Raw genomic sequence first — 16,382 nt, 5'->3', positions numbered from 1 at the left:
CCTCGTCTCTGCAGACTGCCACTGCCTACGGGGGCGGTTGTCTCGGTCGCTCTCACCCCACCCAACGGATCCTAAGGGGCGTGCATTCCCGAGACCGCCGCGCGGCACCGTGGCCGGGCGTGGAGAGAGGTCAGGAGCGAGGGTACGTCCTGCTGAGGAGGAGGTCGGCGGCCGGACTTCCGCTCTCCGTGGGCCGCTGGGCGCAGGAGGCGTCGAGCACGTAGGCCTGAACCCGGGTGCTGTCCGTCGGATCCGTGAGGACGAGCAGGTAGGCGGGTGTACCCCGGTATTCGCCCCGCTCGTAGCCGAGTACGCCGTCGCTGCGGCCGGTGCCTGCCAGCACACAGTCGGGAACGGCGCTGCCGCTGTTGCGCTGGGGCGTGTCGCCGCCGGTCTCGGCGGACAGGGATTCGGGCCCGACCCCCTGGGGGGTCTTGGGTGCGCGGTTCTCGGCGAGGAGGGCGTGGACGCGGTCCTCGACGGGCGCGCCGGAGAAGGGGCTGAGAACGGCTCCCGCGACGGTGTCGGCCTTCTTGGTGTCCTGGGCCGAGCTGCCGGCGGTCAGGTTGCCCGCCTGGCTGAGGTACAGGCTCGTTCCGAGCACCACGGCTCCGAAGGCGGCGCCGATCGTGGAGAGCAGCGCGATCCGGCGCCGACGGGGCCTTCCGGGGCGTCCGGGACCGGTCCCGGCCCGGGGCCGTCCTGCGGGGCGGTCCACGACCGGGGAGGGCGGTGCGGGAGGAGCGGCCTCGGGCGCGGGGCGCGATGTTTCACGTGAAACAGGGGTGTCGCGCTCCGGGGAGGTGGCGTTGAGGAGGGCTTCGGCGGCCAGGGCGGCATCGATCCGCCCGGCGATCTCGGCGGGCATGCGCGGCGGCCCCGGCAGGGTGCCGAGAAGGCCCCGGATCTCCTCCAGGGAGGACCGTACGTCGGCGCAGAGGGGACAGCCGTCCACATGCCGTCGTACGGCCGCCGAACGGGTCGGCGAGAGCAGCCCCTCGGTCAGATCGGAGATCTCCGAGACGTCCGGGTGCTGTGTGGTGTCGGCCCTGCCGGCCGTGGAAGTCACGTGCGCCCACCTCCGCCCTTCACAGCAGCTGGATCTGTCGGTCCGGTATCCGTCGGCCCCGGCACCGGTGGGACGGATGTCCCCGGCGTCCGGTTCCTTCCCCCTCCGGCGGCCTCGTTACCCACGGTGTCGGCGCGCAGATGAGTGACCATCGGAAGGAGGCGTGCCCGTCCGCGTGCGCAGCGGCTCTTCACGGTCCCGGTGGGGACGCCGAGGATACGGGCCGCCTCGGCGACGGGGTATCCCTGCATGTCGACCAGGACGAGGGCGGCCCGCTGGTCCGGAGGGAGTGTGGCGAGCGCGGCCAGCAGCTCCCGGTGGAGGTCCTGGCGCTCGGCCGGGGCCTCGGCGGACTCGTGGGGTTCGAGGAGCTGCTCGAACCGGTCGGTGTCGTCGACGGACGAGGTCTTGCGGGAGGCGGCCTTGCGGGCCCGGTCGAGACAGGCGTTCACCGTGATGCGGTGGAGCCAGGTCGTGACGGCCGACTGGCCACGGAAGGTGTGGGCGGCCCGGAAGGCGGAGATCAGGGCGTCCTGGACGGCATCGGCGGCCTCCTCGCGGTCGCCGAGCGTCCGCAGGGCCACCGCCCACAGCCGGTCCCGGTGGCGGCGGACGAGCTCACCGAAGGCGTCGGGATCGCCGGCCACGTGGCAGTCCAGCAGTTCCTGGTCACTGCGCTTGTCGCCTATGGCGTCGTCCAACGGTGAGCCCCTCCCCCGGGTGTGGAGTCAGCTGGTGATCTTGATGTCCGAGATCTCGCCCCGGTAGCCGCCTTCGCCCGCGGGTAGATCCGTCAGCCAGACCAGAACGTAGCGCGTCTTCAACGGCTTGGGGGGAACGAGACCCACCTGGGATCCCGTACCCGCGGTCTGCTTGGTGAAGTCGCCCAGTTGGCTCGGTTCCGAGGAGAAGCTCTCGGGAGTCGTCCGCAGCTCGGCCGACGTGGTGCCGTTGAACGAGACCTCGACCTTGGCGACCTGCTGGACCTTGCCGAGGTCGAGGATGATGCCGACCCCGTCCTTCAGGTTGCCGAACTTCGAATACCCCTTGTAACTGCTGGTCGTCCACGACGTGTTCGGGTCGCCGTCGTAGGCGTTCTTTATGTCCTGAGGGTTCTCGCTGCCGTCGCTGCCCTGCGGATCGAAGTCGTGCGCGGTCTCGATCGCGACCGGCTTCCCGTCCGCCTTCGGCTCCTTGTTGTCCTTGTCCTGCGGCAGCTGCTGGGTCGGCGGGGTCTCGTCCGCCTTGGTCTGGTTCAAGAGCCGGTCCGCGATCTGCCAGCTGCCGAGGCCCAGCGCGGCGATCAGCAGCGCCGAGACGGCCCACTTCAGCGCCCTGCCCGTACGGCTCTCCAGTGGGGCCGGCGGGACGACCACCGGCTGGGTGACGGGGGGGCGCGGCTGGGGGCGTCCGTAGGTGCCCTGCTGGTACGTCGTGTGCTGGTACTCGGGCGGGGCGGTGAACTCCGGCTCCGGAGGCTTGACGCGGGGCATCGCCGCCACGGCCTTGGCCAGCTCGTCCGGGGTGGTGCAGGGCGGCTCCTGACGCGAGGCGGTGGCCCCGTCGTTCGCCAGGGCACGCATGGCGATCTCCGCGAGACCGCGGTGGACGCCCGCGCGCACCTGGTCGGGCGGGAGCAGCCCGACGCCCTTGGGGAGGCCGGAGAGGCCGTGCGCGTCGTTCTCGTACGGCCAGCGCTGGGTGAGCGCGGCATAGAGCAGGGCGCCGATCGCCTCGGTGTCCGTGCGCTGCGGACGCTCGGCGGTGATGCCGCGCAGGGCGGCGTTCACGGCCAGGCCGCGGATCCGGTACTGGCCGGTGGAGCTGCGCAGCACGGCGCTCGGCGTGAGCCGGAGGTGGGCGAGGCCCTCGCGGTGGGCGGCGGCCATGGCCTGGGAGACCTGGCTGACGAGCTGGTACGCGTCGTGGGGCTCCAGGGGGCCGGCCGCGAGCAGCGCGGTCAGCTCGGTGGAGTCGGGCAGCCACTCGTGCACGACGTACACGAGGTCGTTCTCCTCGACGGCGTCGAGGACCTGGACGAACCGGGGGTCGCCGAGGAGGGCCGAGGAGCGGGCCGCGGCCAGGACCGACCGGGCCCTGGGGTGGTCGGCCGGCAGCAGGTGGACCCCGACCGCGCGGCGCAGCTTCTCGTCGACGGCGCGCCAGCTGCTGAACCCGTCCAGACGGGTGACGCACTCCTCCAGCCGGTAGCGTCTGGCCAGCTTGTGGCCGCTGTGCAGCTCGGGTGCCGTGATGGGGGGCTGTTCGCCGCTCTGTCGCTCGACCGCCTTGCTCTCCGTGGCCTCGGCGGTCTTCTCCGCCGTCTTCTGGTCTTCCGCCACCCCGTCGGTCGCGGCCGTGTCCGCTTTCGCGGTCAGCGGGTCGTCACCGCTGTTGTCGGCCACGTCGACGGCGGCCGTGCTACGTTCCGCCACCGTCGTTCCTGCCTCCCCATCCGTTGCGCCACATCCAACAGCCAAGCCAATTGTGCCCACAGTCGGACGCTATGCACGACACGCGGTTCCCGCCGATGGTTGTGCGGGACCATTGGTTCAGCGTCCCAGACGTCCGCGGACCATGCCGACCATGCTGTTGAGCTCCGCGATCCGCATGCGCTTCGCCGCGACGAAGAAGACGCCGAGGAGCACCGCCCCGCCGACCACGAGGGCGGCGAGCGAGCCCAGGGCGCCCTCGCCGAGCAGTTTCAGCAGACCGAAACCGACGGCGCCGGCGACGATCGCGGCGGGCACGGAGGCCATGCAGAGCCGCGCGTAGGTCCGCATCACGTGGGTGCCGTCCAGGTCGCCGCCCAGGCGCTTGCTGAGCCGGCGCCACGCGATGCCGACGCCGACGGCGTAGGCGAGCCCGTACGAGGCGGCCATGCCGACGACCGCCCACTGGGCGGGCAGGACGACGTAGCAGATCGCCGAGGCGGCCGCGTTGACGGCGGCGACGATCACCGTGTTGTAGAAGGGCGTCCGGGTGTCCTCGTAGGCGTAGAAGCCGCGGAGCACGACGTACTGGACGGAGTAGGGGATCAGGCCGAGGCCGAAGGCCATCAGGATGAAGCCCATGCCCTGGGCGGCCTCGACACCGCTGGAGGCGTAGAGCAGGGTGCACATCGGGACGCCGAGCGCCAGGAAGGCGAAGGAGACCGGGACGATCGCGACGGCCGAGTTCCGCAGGCCCTGCGAGATGTCGTCCCGGACGGCGCCGGGGTCGTCGTCGTGGGCGGCGCGGGAGATCCGCGGCAGCAGCGCGGCCATGACGGAGACCGTGATGATGGCCTGCGGCATGCCCCAGATCAGCTGGGCGTTGGAGTAGGCGAGGAAGCCCGCACCGTTCTTCCCGGACTCCTCACCGGCGGCGGTGGCGAGCTGGGTGACGACCAGGACGCCCGCCTGGTTGGCGAGGACGAAGAGGACGGTCCACTTGGCCAGCTTGACCGTCTTGCCGAGCCCGTGGCCCTTCCAGTCGAAGCGGGGACGGAAGCGGAAGCCCGTCTCGCGCAGGTACGGGATCATCGCCAGGGCCTGGACGACGAGGCCGAGCAGGGTGCCGATGCCGAGCAGGCGGATGCCCTCGTCCGGGATGGTCTGCACGCCCATGTGGGACTCGGCGGAGGTGCCGTAGACCCAGATGAACAGGCCGAAGGTGACGATCATGACGATGTTGTTGAGGACCGGGGTCCACATCATCGCGCCGAACTTGCCGCGGGCGTTGAGGATCTGGCCCATCACCACGTGCACGCCCATGAAGAAGATCGTGGGCAGGCAGTAGCGGGCGAAGGTCACGGCCACGCTGTTGGCCGCGGCGTCGTCGGCGATGGTGTTCGACATCAACCGGATCAGCAGCGGCGCCGCGAAGCCGGCCAGGGCCACGATGAGGCCGAGCGCCACCATGACCAGGGTGAGCAGACGGTTGGCGTAGGCCTCGCCGCCGTCCTCGTCGTTCTTCATCGAGCGGACGAGCTGGGGGACGAAGACCGAGTTGAGGCCGCCGCCGACGGTGAGGATGTAGATCATCGTCGGCAGGGTGTAGGCGATGGTGAAGGTGTCGCCGAGCAGGGCCGCGCCGAGCGCGCCGGTGATCACCAGGCTGCGGACGAAGCCGGTCAGCCGGGAGACCAGGGTGCCGGCCGCCATCACCGCGCTCGACTTCAGCAGTCCGGAGGCACGGCCGGACTTCTTGGGGGCGGGCGCGGGCAGCGGGTCCGGCTCCTGGGTGGGCGTGGGCACCTGCCCGGGCGCCTGCTGGTCCCGGTAGAGGTGCGCGAACGCGTCCGGCTCGGGCTCCTCCTCACCGGCCCGGGTCACCAGGTCGTCGACCCCGGTGAACTGGACCGTGCGCGCGTCGTCGCCGTACGGCAGATGACGCGAGGGGCCGTCCGGCTCGGGCGCCGGGGTCTGCGCCCACACCCGGGGGTCGGGGGCGTGCTGCGGCGCGGCGGGCTGCTGGTAGAGCGCGTGCGGGTCCTGGTAGGTGCCGGGCGGGGGCGGCGGGTGCGCGGCGCGGTCGTAGAGCGCCTCGGTCACCGGGTCCTGCGCGGACATGTCCTGGGCCCGGTACGGGTCGTGGGCGTAGGCGTCCTGGACGTAGGGATCCTGGGCGTACGGGTTCTGCGCGTGGGGGTCCTGGCCCTGCGGGTTCTGTGCGTAGGGTTCCTGGCCCTGCGGGGGCGGCACCGGCGGGTGGCCGGCGCCGGGAGGGGCCGCGGGCGTCCCACCGGACGGCGCAGGGCCGCCCGGGCCCTGGCCGCGGTCACCGTCGTACGGCGCGTTCATGGTTACCCCACCTCATCGTCCCCGGCCGACCGGCCACGACATCGCTCAACGGTCCACTTTCTCACTCGGGCCCGACGGGTCGCCGCTTTCGGGTCCGGTGTCCGGTGTCGGGTCACTCGGCTGCACGGGTTCGTCCCCGGAGGACTCCTCTTCGCCGGGCTCGTCCCGGCCGGGCTCCGAAGCGGTGTCGTCCTCGGTGGCCTCGGCCGCCTCGGCCTCGGCGTTCCGGGCGGCCACCCGCTTGCGCTGGCTGTACATGCGCACGCCGGCGAGAACGAGGAGGAGGACACCGCCGGCGATCACGAGCATCACCGTGGGAGTGATCTCGGAGACCTTCACGGTGAAGTCCATCGGCTGCCCGTACGGGGTGCCGTCCTCGGTGTAGAGCTGGGCCGTCATCGGCACCTGGCCGTTGACGTTCGCCGAGGCGGTGAACTTCACCGACTGGCTGTGTCCGCCGCCGACCTTCACCGGGAGCTCGGCGTACCTGTCGCCGTTCAGCTCCAGTCGGTTCTTGTTGGCGGAGGTGAGGCGCAGCACCAGGTTGTCCACGCCCTGGAGCAGCTTGTTCTGGACGGTCACGGGGATCGTCGCGCTGCGGCCGGAGAGCGTGAGGTCGGACTTGTCGACGAGCTGGACGCCCTTGGTGAGGGTCTGCAGGTAGTCCAGGACGTTGTTCCGGTAGATCGCGGCCGCCCGGGCCTCACCGCGCCAGGAGGTCGACATCTCGCGGTTGATCGCGTTGCCGAACGGCGTCACGACGCGCTCCGGCTGGGTCAGGATGACCTTGAAGTCGTCCAGCTCGTCCCGGGTGGTCTTCATGTCACGGAAGGCCTGGACCGGAAGCTCCCGGTCGCGCAGCGCCTTCGGGTAGCGGGAGCTGCTCGGCACCGTGGTGGAGGCGTCCGGGTCCGGCTTGGCCGCGGCGGCCGCGAGGAGGTCGGTCGGCTGGGTCCAGCGCCGGCCGGAGAGGCCCTTCAGGGCGGTCGCCATGGCCTGCGCCTGGGCTGCGGTCGGCATCCGTTGCGGGGCGACCACGATGCTGCGCTGGTCCTCCGGCTGCTCCAGGGTGACCGCCAGGGACTGGGCGAGGAACTTCTGGACCGCGAGCGTGGAGTTCTCCGCGCGGACCATGTCGCCGTCGAAGGCGGTGGACAGGAGGGCGTCGCTCACCACGGCCGTGGTGCTGCCGTTGCCGAGGGGGCGGGCGGCCGTGGGCGTGTAGGGAAGGTCGTCGCGGACGCTGTCGCTCCGGGCGATCACCTTGTCGGCGCCGGCCGAGGTCGCGACCGCCGCGATGGAGGGGTCCACGGCTCCGTCGGCGGGCCAGGCGAAGTCGGTGGACGCCGGCACGTGGAGGACGGTCTCGACCGTCACGCCCGCCAGGGCGGTCGCCGACTGGAGGTGGCCGAGGGAGCCGGGGACGTCCTTGCCCCGGTGGGCCAGCGAGGCCAGGTCGGGGTCCGCGAAGGGCAGGGCGACGACCTTGTGCCCCTGGACCGCCTTCTCCAGCGCGTCCAGCCACCGCTCGGCGACGGCCTGGTTCTTGCCTGCGACGTCCAGGTCGCCGTCCTTGACGCGGTAGCCGTTCGCCATGGCGTCGACGGAGGCCAGCAGGTCCGGGTCGACCACCCAGGTGACCGGCAGGTCCTTGCCCAGCGTGACCAGCTGGTCCAGGCGCCCGCCCGGACGCAGCTCGGCCGCCAGGGCGTCGTCCTCGAAGACCGGGGTCTGCTGGTCGTCCGTGGCCGTCTGCGCCGAGACGTGCGCCGAGGCGATCAGCGGCCAGAGGTAGGCGACCTGGGTCTTCTTCTCGGTGGCCTCCGGCTGGTACGGCAGGAAGGTCCGCTCGATGCCGAGCACCCGGTCGTACTGCCGGTCCGAGGTCTGCCCGGTGAGGGAGACGCCCAGCTGGTAGACGCCCTCCTCGTCGAGTCCGAGCTCGGAGACGGGGACGGACAGCGAGAAGTCGGTGCTGAGGCCGGCTCCCAGCCGGGGGATCTTGACGGTGGGGGCGTCCTCGACGGGAGCGGGGTCGCTGTCGTTCCGGAAACCGGTGCGCCCCGTGACCTGCTCGATCTCGCTGCGGCTCGTCATCCTCGGCCCGACGCGCAGGTTCACGGTCGCGTCGGTGACGGTCTTCTTGCCCCGGTTGGTCACCGTGCCGGTGACGGTGACGGTGTCGCCCGCGACGGGAGCGCTCGGGGCCAGCGTGTCGAGTGACACATCGACGGTCCTGGAGCCGGTGCCGTCCTCGGAGGTGGCCGCCGGAGCGGCGACGACCGGGGCCTGGAGCAGGCCGGCGAGGAGCGGCGCCCCGAAGGCGACGGTGATCGTGCGCCGCAGCCATCGGCGGGCAGGTGAGGGACCGGTTCCCTGGATGTCTGCCGCCTCGGCCACGCGTTCGCCCGTCCTCGTCGTTGTCTGTGGTGCCAGTGGTGTCGGTGGTTCCCGGTTGCTGTGTCCAGGCATGGTAACGAGGCACGCCGGGGGCAAGTGCCGGGGAGTGCTCCAGCCGATCTTCGACCGACCGCCGCCGACACCGCCGTGCACCCCCGCCCGGCGGAGAGCGGACGCCGCTCGCCCTCACCCGACGGAAAACGAGGACATCGCGGTGAGCCGGGGCACGTACCCTTTTCTGTTGTGCCGAACGCCAACGAAGACACCCCGACTGCACTGAGCCAGGTGCAACGCCGCGCGGTCAGTGAACTGCTGCGTGTGTCCCCTGTCGCCGACGACCTCGCCCGCCGTTTCCAGGAGGCCGGGTTCAGCCTCGCGCTGGTCGGCGGCTCGGTGCGGGACGCGCTGCTCGGCCGGCTCGGCAACGACCTGGACTTCACCACCGACGCCCGCCCCGAGGACGTACTGAAGATCGTCCGTCCGTGGGCCGACGCGGTGTGGGAGGTCGGCATCGCCTTCGGGACCGTCGGCTGCCAGAAGGAGGGCTACCAGGTCGAGGTCACCACGTACCGCTCGGAGGCGTACGACCGGACCTCCCGGAAGCCCGAGGTCTCCTACGGCGACTCCATCGACGAGGACCTCGTCCGGCGTGACTTCACCGTCAACGCCATGGCCGTGGCCCTCCCCGAGAAGGAGTTCATCGACCCGTACGGCGGTCTCGAGGACCTGTCCGCCCGGGTCCTGCGCACCCCGGGCACGCCGGAGGAGTCCTTCTCCGACGACCCCCTGCGCATGATGCGGGCCGCCCGGTTCGCCGCGCAGCTGGACTTCGAGGTCGCCCCCGAGGTCGTGACGGCCATGAAGGAGATGTCGGGCCGGATCGAGATCGTCTCCGCCGAGCGCGTCCGTGAGGAACTCAACAAGCTGCTGCTCTCGGCGCACCCCCGGAAGGGCCTCGGGCTCCTCGTGGACACGGGCCTCGCCGACCACGTGCTGCCCGAGCTGCCGGCGCTGCGTCTGGAGAGCGATGAGCACCACAGGCACAAGGACGTCTACGAGCACTCGCTGACCGTGCTCGACCAGGCGATCGACCTGGAGGAGGACGGCCCCGACCTGGTGCTGCGCCTCGCCGCCCTGCTCCATGACATCGGCAAGCCGCGCACCCGCCGCTTCGAGAAGGACGGCCGCGTCTCCTTCCACCACCACGAGGTGGTCGGCGCGAAGATGACCAAGAAGCGCATGACCGCGCTCAAGTACTCCAACGAGATGATCAAGGACGTCTCGCGGCTCGTGGAGCTGCACCTCCGCTTCCACGGCTACGGGACCGGCGAGTGGACCGACTCCGCCGTGCGGCGCTACGTCCGCGATGCCGGGCCGCTGCTCTCGCGGCTGCACAAGCTGACCCGCTCGGACTGCACCACGCGGAACAAGCGCAAGGCGGGTGCGCTCTCCCGCGCCTACGACGGCCTTGAGGACCGCATCGCCCAGCTCCAGGAGCAGGAGGAGCTGGACGCGATCCGACCCGACCTCGACGGCAACCAGATCCAGGAGATCCTGGGCATCGGACCGGGTCCGGCCATCGGCCAGGCGTACAAGTTCCTGCTGGAACTCCGGCTCGAGAACGGTCCCATGGAGCACGACCAGGCCGTCGCCGCGCTCAAGGAATGGTGGGCAGCGCGCGACTGAGCAGGGACGGCGACCGGACGGGCCCGTGTTTCACGTGAAACAGGGACCCGATCGACGCTCTGGAGGGGTGGTGTTTCACGTGAAACATCACCCCTTCCGGCTTTCCCGTCGCAAGGCCACGGCGATCGCCGCGTAGACCAGGGCCACCAGCACGACCAGCAGGGGCGACCGGCCGTCGGGTGGCAGCATCAACGCCGCCACCCCCGCCGCGCCCACGAAGGCGACGTTGAACAGCACGTCGTAGAGGGAGAAGACCCTCCCCCGATAGGGGTCGTCCACGGCCCTCTGGACCACCGTGTCCGTCGCGATCTTGGCCCCTTGGGTGATGAGCCCGAGCACGAAGGCGGCGACGAGGAAGGGAGCCGGGGTGAAGGTCAGCCCGAGTGCCGGCACGAGGACGGCGGCCGCGGCCGTGCACACGGTCATCCAGCCGAAGGGCCCGAACCTTCCGATCGCCCAGGGCGAGAGGACGGCGGCCGCGAAGAAGCCGGCACCGGACGCGGCGACGGCGAGCCCGAGAAGGGCGAGGCCGTCGGAGTCCGTGGAGCTCCAGGCGTAGCGGCAGAGCATGAGCACGGTGACGAGCAGGGCGCCGTAACAGAAGCGCATGAGGGCCACCGTGACGAGTGCCCGGGCTGCGGGGCGTCGTTCGGCGAGGTGCCGCATGCCCGCGGCCAGACCGTGGGCCGTCGACTTCAGGGCCGAGGCGAGGGGTTGGGGCACGGGGGCGGCATCGGGGCCGAGGAGTTCCCGGGACATCCGCAGGGAGGCCAGGGCGGCACAGAGGTAGAGGACGGCACCGAAGGCCACGACGACCGCGTCGGAGTTGTCGGCGAGGAGCCGGACGCCGAACGCGAGGCCGCCGCCCAGGGTCGCGGCGAGGGTGCCCGCGGTGGGCGAGAGCGAGTTCGCCATCACGAGCCGCTCTTCGTCGACGACACGGGGGAGGGAGGCCGAGAGCCCTGCCAGGACGAACCGGTTGACGGCGGTGACGGAGAGGGCGGAGGCGTAGAAGAGCCAGTCCGGCACGGAGGCGAGGACGAGAAGGGCGGTCCCGCAGGCCAGCAGGGCGCGCAGGAGGTTGCCGTACAGGAAGACCTGGCGGCGCTGCCAGCGGTCGAGGAGCACTCCGGCGAAGGGCCCGACGAGCGAGTACGGGAGCAGGAGCACCGCCATGGCGGAGGCGATCGCGCCGGGTGAGGTCTGTTTCTCGGGGGAGAAGACGACGTACGTGGCCAGGGCCACCTGGTAGGTGCCGTCGGCGCATTGGGAGAGCAGCCGGACGGCGAGCAGGCGGCGGAAGTTCCGCAGGCGCAGGAGTACGCGCAGATCACGTACGACGGACATGGCAGCAAGACTCACATACGACGAGGGCCCCCGGGCAGTGCCTCGGGGACCCTCGATCGACAAGCGTGCGGCGCTTTAGCGCTCGACCTCACCCTTGATGAACTTCTCGACGTTGGCCAGGGCCTCGTCGTCGAAGTACTGCACCGGCGGGGACTTCATGAAGTACGAGGAGGCGGAGAGGATCGGGCCGCCGATGCCGCGGTCCTTGGCGATCTTCGCGGCGCGCAGGGCGTCGATGATGACACCCGCCGAGTTCGGGGAGTCCCACACCTCGAGCTTGTACTCCAGGTTCAGCGGGACGTCGCCGAACGCGCGGCCCTCGAGGCGGACGTACGCCCACTTGCGGTCGTCCAGCCAGGCCACGTAGTCCGAGGGGCCGATGTGGACGTTCTTCTCGCCCAGCTCGCGGTCCGGGATCTGCGAGGTGACGGCCTGCGTCTTCGAGATCTTCTTGGACTCGAGGCGGTCGCGCTCCAGCATGTTCTTGAAGTCCATGTTGCCGCCGACGTTGAGCTGCATCGTGCGCTCAAGACGGACACCGCGGTCCTCGAACAGCTTCGCCATCACGCGGTGCGTGATGGTCGCGCCGACCTGCGACTTGATGTCGTCGCCGACGATCGGGACGCCCGCCTCGGTGAACTTGTCGGCCCACTCCTTGGTCCCGGCGATGAAGACCGGGAGGGCGTTGACGAAGGCGACCTTGGCGTCGATGGCGCACTGGGCGTAGAACTTCGCCGCTTCCTCGGAACCGACGGGCAGGTAGCAGACGAGGACGTCGACCTGGCGGTCCTTGAGGATCTGGACGACGTCGACCGGCTCCTCGGCGGACTCCTCGATGGTCAGGCGGTAGTACTTGCCGAGACCGTCGAGCGTGTGACCGCGCTGGACCGTGACGCCCTTGTTCGGGACGTCGCAGATCTTGATGGTGTTGTTCTCGCTGGCGCCGATGGCGTCGGAGAGGTCGAGGCCGACCTTCTTCGCGTCGACGTCGAAGGCGGCGACGAACTCGACGTCACCGACGTGGTAGTCGCCGAACTGGACGTGCATCAGGCCGGGCACCTTGGCCGCCGGGTCGGCGTCCTTGTAGTACTCGACGCCCTGGACCAGCGAGGCGGCGCAGTTGCCCACGCCGACGATGGCTACGCGAACCGAACCCATTCCGGTTGCTCCCTGTGTGATCGTGGAAGCCCTGCTGTGCGCAGGGTTTCACTTGGCGGTGTCGTCGGACGGATCCGGCCGGGTACTGCCCCCGTGCCGGGGCAGGCCGCCCGTTTCTCCAGAATCGTTGTCGTGCCGAGCGGGGGCATCGGGGCCGGATCGCTGATCCCGCCCTGCCCGCTCGCTCTCGATGAGCTCGTTCAGCCAGCGCACTTCGCGCTCCACGGACTCCATGCCGTGGCGCTGCAGCTCAAGCGTGTAGTCGTCCAGGCGCTCGCGGGTCCGGACCAGGGAGGCGCGCATCTTCTCCAGGCGCTCTTCCAGTCGGCTGCGGCGCCCTTCGAGCACGCGCATCCGCACCTCGCGCTCGGTCTGTCCGAAGAAGGCGAAGCGCGCCGCGAAGTGCTCGTCCTCCCAGGCGTCCGGGCCGGTGTGGGAGAGGAGCTCCTCGAAGTGCTCCTTACCTGCCGGGGTCAACCGGTAGACGATCTTGGCCCGGCGTCCTGCGAGCGAGGCGGCGAGGGCCTCCTCGGGGGCGCTGCCCGGCTCCTCGATCAACCAGCCGTTGGCGACCAGCGTCTTGAGGCAGGGATACAGCGTCCCGTAGCTGAAGGCCCGGAAGACGCCCAGCGAGGTGTTGAGGCGCTTCCGCAGCTCGTACCCGTGCATGGGGGCCTCGCGCAGCAGGCCGAGAACGGCGAACTCGAGGATGCCGGAGCGTCTGCTCATCCGTCGCCTCCTCCTCCGCCTTCGGGGCCCTTATGCCGTGCTGATGTATCGACTCGATACATCAGCACGATAGAACGGCCTCCCTGTCTCGACAAGCGGGACCGCCGTGACCGGCGTCACATCGTCAATTCACAGCGATCGGCTTGCCCGTTTTGGGGTGAACTCCGGCTCTAGGCGGGTTTTGGCCGTGCGTAGTCTGTGCGGCATGCAGATCACCGGGAACCGAGCGACGCCGTGGGGCGTCAGTGCTGCGGGTGACCGGCTGCGGTACGGGGGGACCTCCGATGGGGTTCCCGCGTGCGCATTTCGGGGGGACCGGAACTCAACTGCCGCTTCCAGGCGTACGCGCCTGCCCGAGGAGTAGTCGTTCGATGAGCGAGCATCGTCGCAAAATGCCGCCGCAGCAGCCGCCGACGGGCGGTCGCGCGGCGGCACGGCGCGCTGCCCAACAGCCGATGGGCCGCAGGTCGGCCCCGGCCCATGACGTCGGTACGGGGGCCCCTTCGGCCTCGTACGGACCTCCCTCCTCCCATGGAGAGGAGCAGCGTCCCTACGGAGGGCGCGCGGAGGCCCGGCGGGCCGCCCAGCGCGGCAGCCGCCGCAGGGGAGCCGATTCCGGCCCCGGGGGCCCCGGCGGTCCCGGTGGGGGACGGCGCGGTGGCGGTGGCGGCGGTCGCGGTGGCGGTCCGGGTCGCGGCGGTGGCGGCGGTCGTCCGCCGGGCAAGAAGCGGATCATCGACTACCCGCGCCACAACAAGTACGGCTGGCGTCGCTGGATGCCGTCGTGGAAGCTCGTGACGGGCACGTTCCTGTTCTTCGTGGCGACCCTGATGGGCGCCGCGACGATCGCGTACTCCAAGGTGGAGATCCCCAAGGAGGCCGACACCGCGAAATCGCAGAACAACATCTACTACTGGGCCGACGGCTCCCGCATGGTCGCGACGGGCAGTGGCACCAACCGTCAGATCGTCCCGTTCGCGGAGATTCCGAAGTCCATGCAGAACGCGGTGATCTCGGCGGAGAACAAGACCTTCTGGGACGACTCCGGCGTCGACCCCATGGGTATCGCCCGCGCCGTGTGGAACATGGCCAAGGGCGGCGAGACCCAGGGTGGTTCGACCATCACCCAGCAGTACGTGAAGAACAACCGCCTCGACGACCAGTCGCAGACCATCACCCGGAAGGTGAAGGAACTCTTCATCTCCATGAAGGTGGGCAACGAGGTCGGCAAGGACCAGATCATGGCCGGCTATCTGAACACCTCGTACTACGGGCGTGGTGCGTACGGTATCCAGGCGGCGGCCCGCGCCTACTTCAACAAGGACGTCGGCAAGCTCAACCCCAGCGAGTCGGCGCTGCTCGCCTCGGTGCTGAAGGGCGCGACGTACTACGACCCCGCCGGCTACCCCGAGATCGATCCCCAGGCCACGGCCAAGGCGAACACCGAGCGGGCCACCAAGCGGTGGAAGTGGATCCTCGACGAGATGGAGAAGGACGGGCACATCTCGGCCGCGGAGCGGGCGAAGTACACCACCTTCCCCAAGGTCCTGCCGCCCCGGAAGAGCGCCAACCTGAGCGGCCAGATCGGCTATCTGGTCTCCACCGCCGACCAGAACATGAAGAACCAGTTCGGAATCACCGAGGAGCAGCTCCAGCGCGGCGGCTACGAGATCTACACCACCTTCGACAAGAAGAAGGTGGACAAGATGGAAGCCACGATCAAGAACGTCATCGAGGAGAACATCGACCCGAAGAAGCGGCCGAAGACGGACACGCACGTCCAGTTCGGCGGCGCTTCGGTCGACACGGCGACCGGGAAGATCGTGGCGATCTACGGTGGCGTCGACGCCACCAAGCACTTCCGTAGCAACGCCGACAGCACCGGTGCCCAGGTCGGGTCGACGTTCAAGCCCTTCGTGCTCGCCGCCGCGATGAGGGACGGCGTCCGCGACAAGAGGCTCGGTCGGGACCAGGACGCGTCCGAGCGCACGATCGTCGATCCGGACAAGAGCCTCTACAACGGCAACGACGACCTGACGATCCGCAAGTACAACGGGGAGATCTGGCGCGACGACAACGGGGACGAGTGGAAGCAGAGCAACGACGAGAACGCCAGCTACGGCCCCATCTCCCTGCGCTACGCCATGATCAAGTCCGCCAACTCGCCGTACGTGCAGCTCGGCATGGACGTGGGCATCGACAAGGTCCGCGACGCGGCCATGAGGGCCGGCCTCCGCGAGGAATCCCTCGTCAAGGGTGAGTTCCCCTCCTTCTCCCTCGGTGTCTCCAGCCCGAGCGCCATCCGCATGGCCGGCGCGTACGCCACCTTCGCCAACGAGGGTGAGCAGAACGACCCGTACTCCGTCGAGATGGTCAAGCGGAGCGGCGTCGTCATCAACAAGCACGAGGCCAAGCCCAAGACGGCCTTCAGCCCGGCCATCGCCAGCAACGTCACCGACGTGCTGAGGTCCGTCGTGGACGACGACCGGGGCACCGGCCGCAAGGCGCGCATCCCGGGCCGTGCGGTGGCCGGCAAGACCGGTACGACCGACGACAACATGTCGGCCTGGTTCGTGGGCTACACGAAGCAGCTGGCGACGGCGATCGACATGTACCGCTTCGACGACGACGAGACGAAGCAGGGCCGTAAGTTCGAGAAGATGTACGGCACGGGTGACCAGCCGACGATCCACGGTTCCTCGTTCCCCTCGCGCATCTGGCGGGAGTACATGACGGACGCCGTGAAGGACATGCCCGTCGTGGACTTCCCGAAGCCGGAGAAGCTGGAGGGCGCCAAGCCCGTCTTCGGCGGCGGCGCCCAGAGCCCGACGCCGACCCCGACGGCCACCCAGACGCCCACCGAGTCGTCGACGCCGTCGACGACTCCCCCGGCCACCCCGACGACGACTCCCCCGACGAAGCCGACCAAGTCGCCGAAGCCGGGCAAGACGACCTGCGACATCTTCGACTGGAACTGCAACAACCCGGGAGGCGCGGGCGGCAACACCGGGCAACCCACCACGACGGCGCCCACCACCGAGTCACCGACGCCGACGGACTCGCCGACGGACACCTCCGGTGGCGGCGGGAACGGTAGACCTGGCGGGGCCTGGGTCCCCTGATCCCTTCGCCTCGGCGACGGATCCGGGCACGTCCTGAGAGCCGCCGCGGCCGCTCCGTACCTTCCGTACGGACCGGCCGCGGCGGCT

The 16,382-nt window shown here is 70.2% G+C and carries 10 protein-coding genes; 2 read left to right on the top strand and 8 right to left on the bottom strand.

Annotated elements, in window-relative coordinates; translation table 11 throughout:
- Positions 1 to 130 precede the first annotated feature (130 nt).
- The 5 genes from BLW86_RS18900 to BLW86_RS18880 all read right to left on the bottom strand — a co-directional run bounded on the left by BLW86_RS18900 (position 131) and on the right by BLW86_RS18880 (position 8,253).
- The gene (locus BLW86_RS18900) at positions 131 to 1,069 is read right to left on the bottom strand and encodes an anti-sigma factor (protein WP_093875125.1); all 939 of its coding nucleotides are present in this window, start codon (positions 1,067 to 1,069) and stop codon (positions 131 to 133) included.
- Positions 1,066 to 1,770, bottom strand: coding sequence for an RNA polymerase sigma factor SigM (gene sigM / locus BLW86_RS18895; protein ID WP_093875124.1), 705 nt, complete (start codon positions 1,768 to 1,770; stop codon positions 1,066 to 1,068). The genes BLW86_RS18900 and sigM overlap by 4 nt, the downstream gene beginning before the upstream one ends.
- A gap of 27 nt (positions 1,771 to 1,797) precedes the next feature.
- On the bottom strand, positions 1,798 to 3,504 hold the full coding sequence (locus BLW86_RS18890) for a protein kinase family protein (protein ID WP_093875123.1): 1,707 nt from the start codon (positions 3,502 to 3,504) through the stop codon (positions 1,798 to 1,800).
- Positions 3,505 to 3,621: 117 nt separating this feature from the next.
- On the bottom strand, positions 3,622 to 5,853 hold the full coding sequence (murJ, locus tag BLW86_RS18885; RefSeq protein ID WP_093875122.1) for a murein biosynthesis integral membrane protein MurJ: 2,232 nt from the start codon (positions 5,851 to 5,853) through the stop codon (positions 3,622 to 3,624).
- Positions 5,854 to 5,898: 45 nt separating this feature from the next.
- A complete protein-coding gene (locus BLW86_RS18880) occupies positions 5,899 to 8,253 on the bottom strand; it encodes a DUF6049 family protein (RefSeq protein WP_093875121.1) in 2,355 nt (784 codons plus the stop codon).
- 243 nt (positions 8,254 to 8,496) lie between these two features.
- Between BLW86_RS18880 and BLW86_RS18875 the strand changes: the two genes are divergently transcribed.
- Positions 8,497 to 9,939, top strand: coding sequence for a CCA tRNA nucleotidyltransferase (locus BLW86_RS18875; RefSeq protein WP_093875120.1), 1,443 nt, complete (start codon positions 8,497 to 8,499; stop codon positions 9,937 to 9,939).
- Positions 9,940 to 10,026: 87 nt separating this feature from the next.
- Here BLW86_RS18875 and BLW86_RS18870 read toward each other — a convergent pair whose 3' ends face one another.
- The 3 genes from BLW86_RS18870 to BLW86_RS18860 all read right to left on the bottom strand — a co-directional run bounded on the left by BLW86_RS18870 (position 10,027) and on the right by BLW86_RS18860 (position 13,173).
- Positions 10,027 to 11,286 (bottom strand): MFS transporter, encoded by a 1,260-nt coding sequence (locus BLW86_RS18870; RefSeq protein ID WP_093875119.1) that lies wholly within the window; start codon positions 11,284 to 11,286, stop codon positions 10,027 to 10,029.
- A gap of 75 nt (positions 11,287 to 11,361) precedes the next feature.
- On the bottom strand, positions 11,362 to 12,444 hold the full coding sequence (locus BLW86_RS18865) for an inositol-3-phosphate synthase (protein ID WP_093875118.1): 1,083 nt from the start codon (positions 12,442 to 12,444) through the stop codon (positions 11,362 to 11,364).
- Positions 12,445 to 12,492: 48 nt separating this feature from the next.
- A complete protein-coding gene (locus tag BLW86_RS18860) occupies positions 12,493 to 13,173 on the bottom strand; it encodes a PadR family transcriptional regulator (RefSeq protein ID WP_093875117.1) in 681 nt (226 codons plus the stop codon).
- Between the two features lie 371 nt (positions 13,174 to 13,544).
- Here BLW86_RS18860 and BLW86_RS18855 point away from each other — a divergent pair, with 371 nt between their 5' ends.
- Positions 13,545 to 16,295 carry a transglycosylase domain-containing protein gene (locus tag BLW86_RS18855; RefSeq protein ID WP_093875116.1) on the top strand — a complete coding sequence of 917 codons (2,751 nt, stop codon included), beginning with the start codon at positions 13,545 to 13,547 and terminating at the stop codon, positions 16,293 to 16,295.
- Positions 16,296 to 16,382 lie beyond the last annotated feature (87 nt).

Origin of the sequence: Streptomyces sp. TLI_105 (genome assembly GCF_900105415.1) — a bacterium.
In the GTDB taxonomy this organism is placed as follows: Bacteria; Actinomycetota; Actinomycetes; order Streptomycetales; family Streptomycetaceae; genus Streptomyces.
The sequence above is the reverse complement of the archived record's forward strand: the minus strand, read 5'-3'. Positions and strand labels throughout refer to the sequence as shown.

Coding starts and splice junctions, on each gene's coding strand:
- murJ (WP_093875122.1), bottom strand. CDS start 5,853: ATGAACGCGCCGTACGACGGTGACCGCGGCCAGGGCCCGGGCGGCCCT.
- BLW86_RS18870 (WP_093875119.1), bottom strand. CDS start 11,286: ATGTCCGTCGTACGTGATCTGCGCGTACTCCTGCGCCTGCGGAACTTC.
- BLW86_RS18865 (WP_093875118.1), bottom strand. CDS start 12,444: ATGGGTTCGGTTCGCGTAGCCATCGTCGGCGTGGGCAACTGCGCCGCC.
- BLW86_RS18860 (WP_093875117.1), bottom strand. CDS start 13,173: ATGAGCAGACGCTCCGGCATCCTCGAGTTCGCCGTTCTCGGCCTGCTG.
- BLW86_RS18855 (WP_093875116.1), top strand. CDS start 13,545: ATGAGCGAGCATCGTCGCAAAATGCCGCCGCAGCAGCCGCCGACGGGC.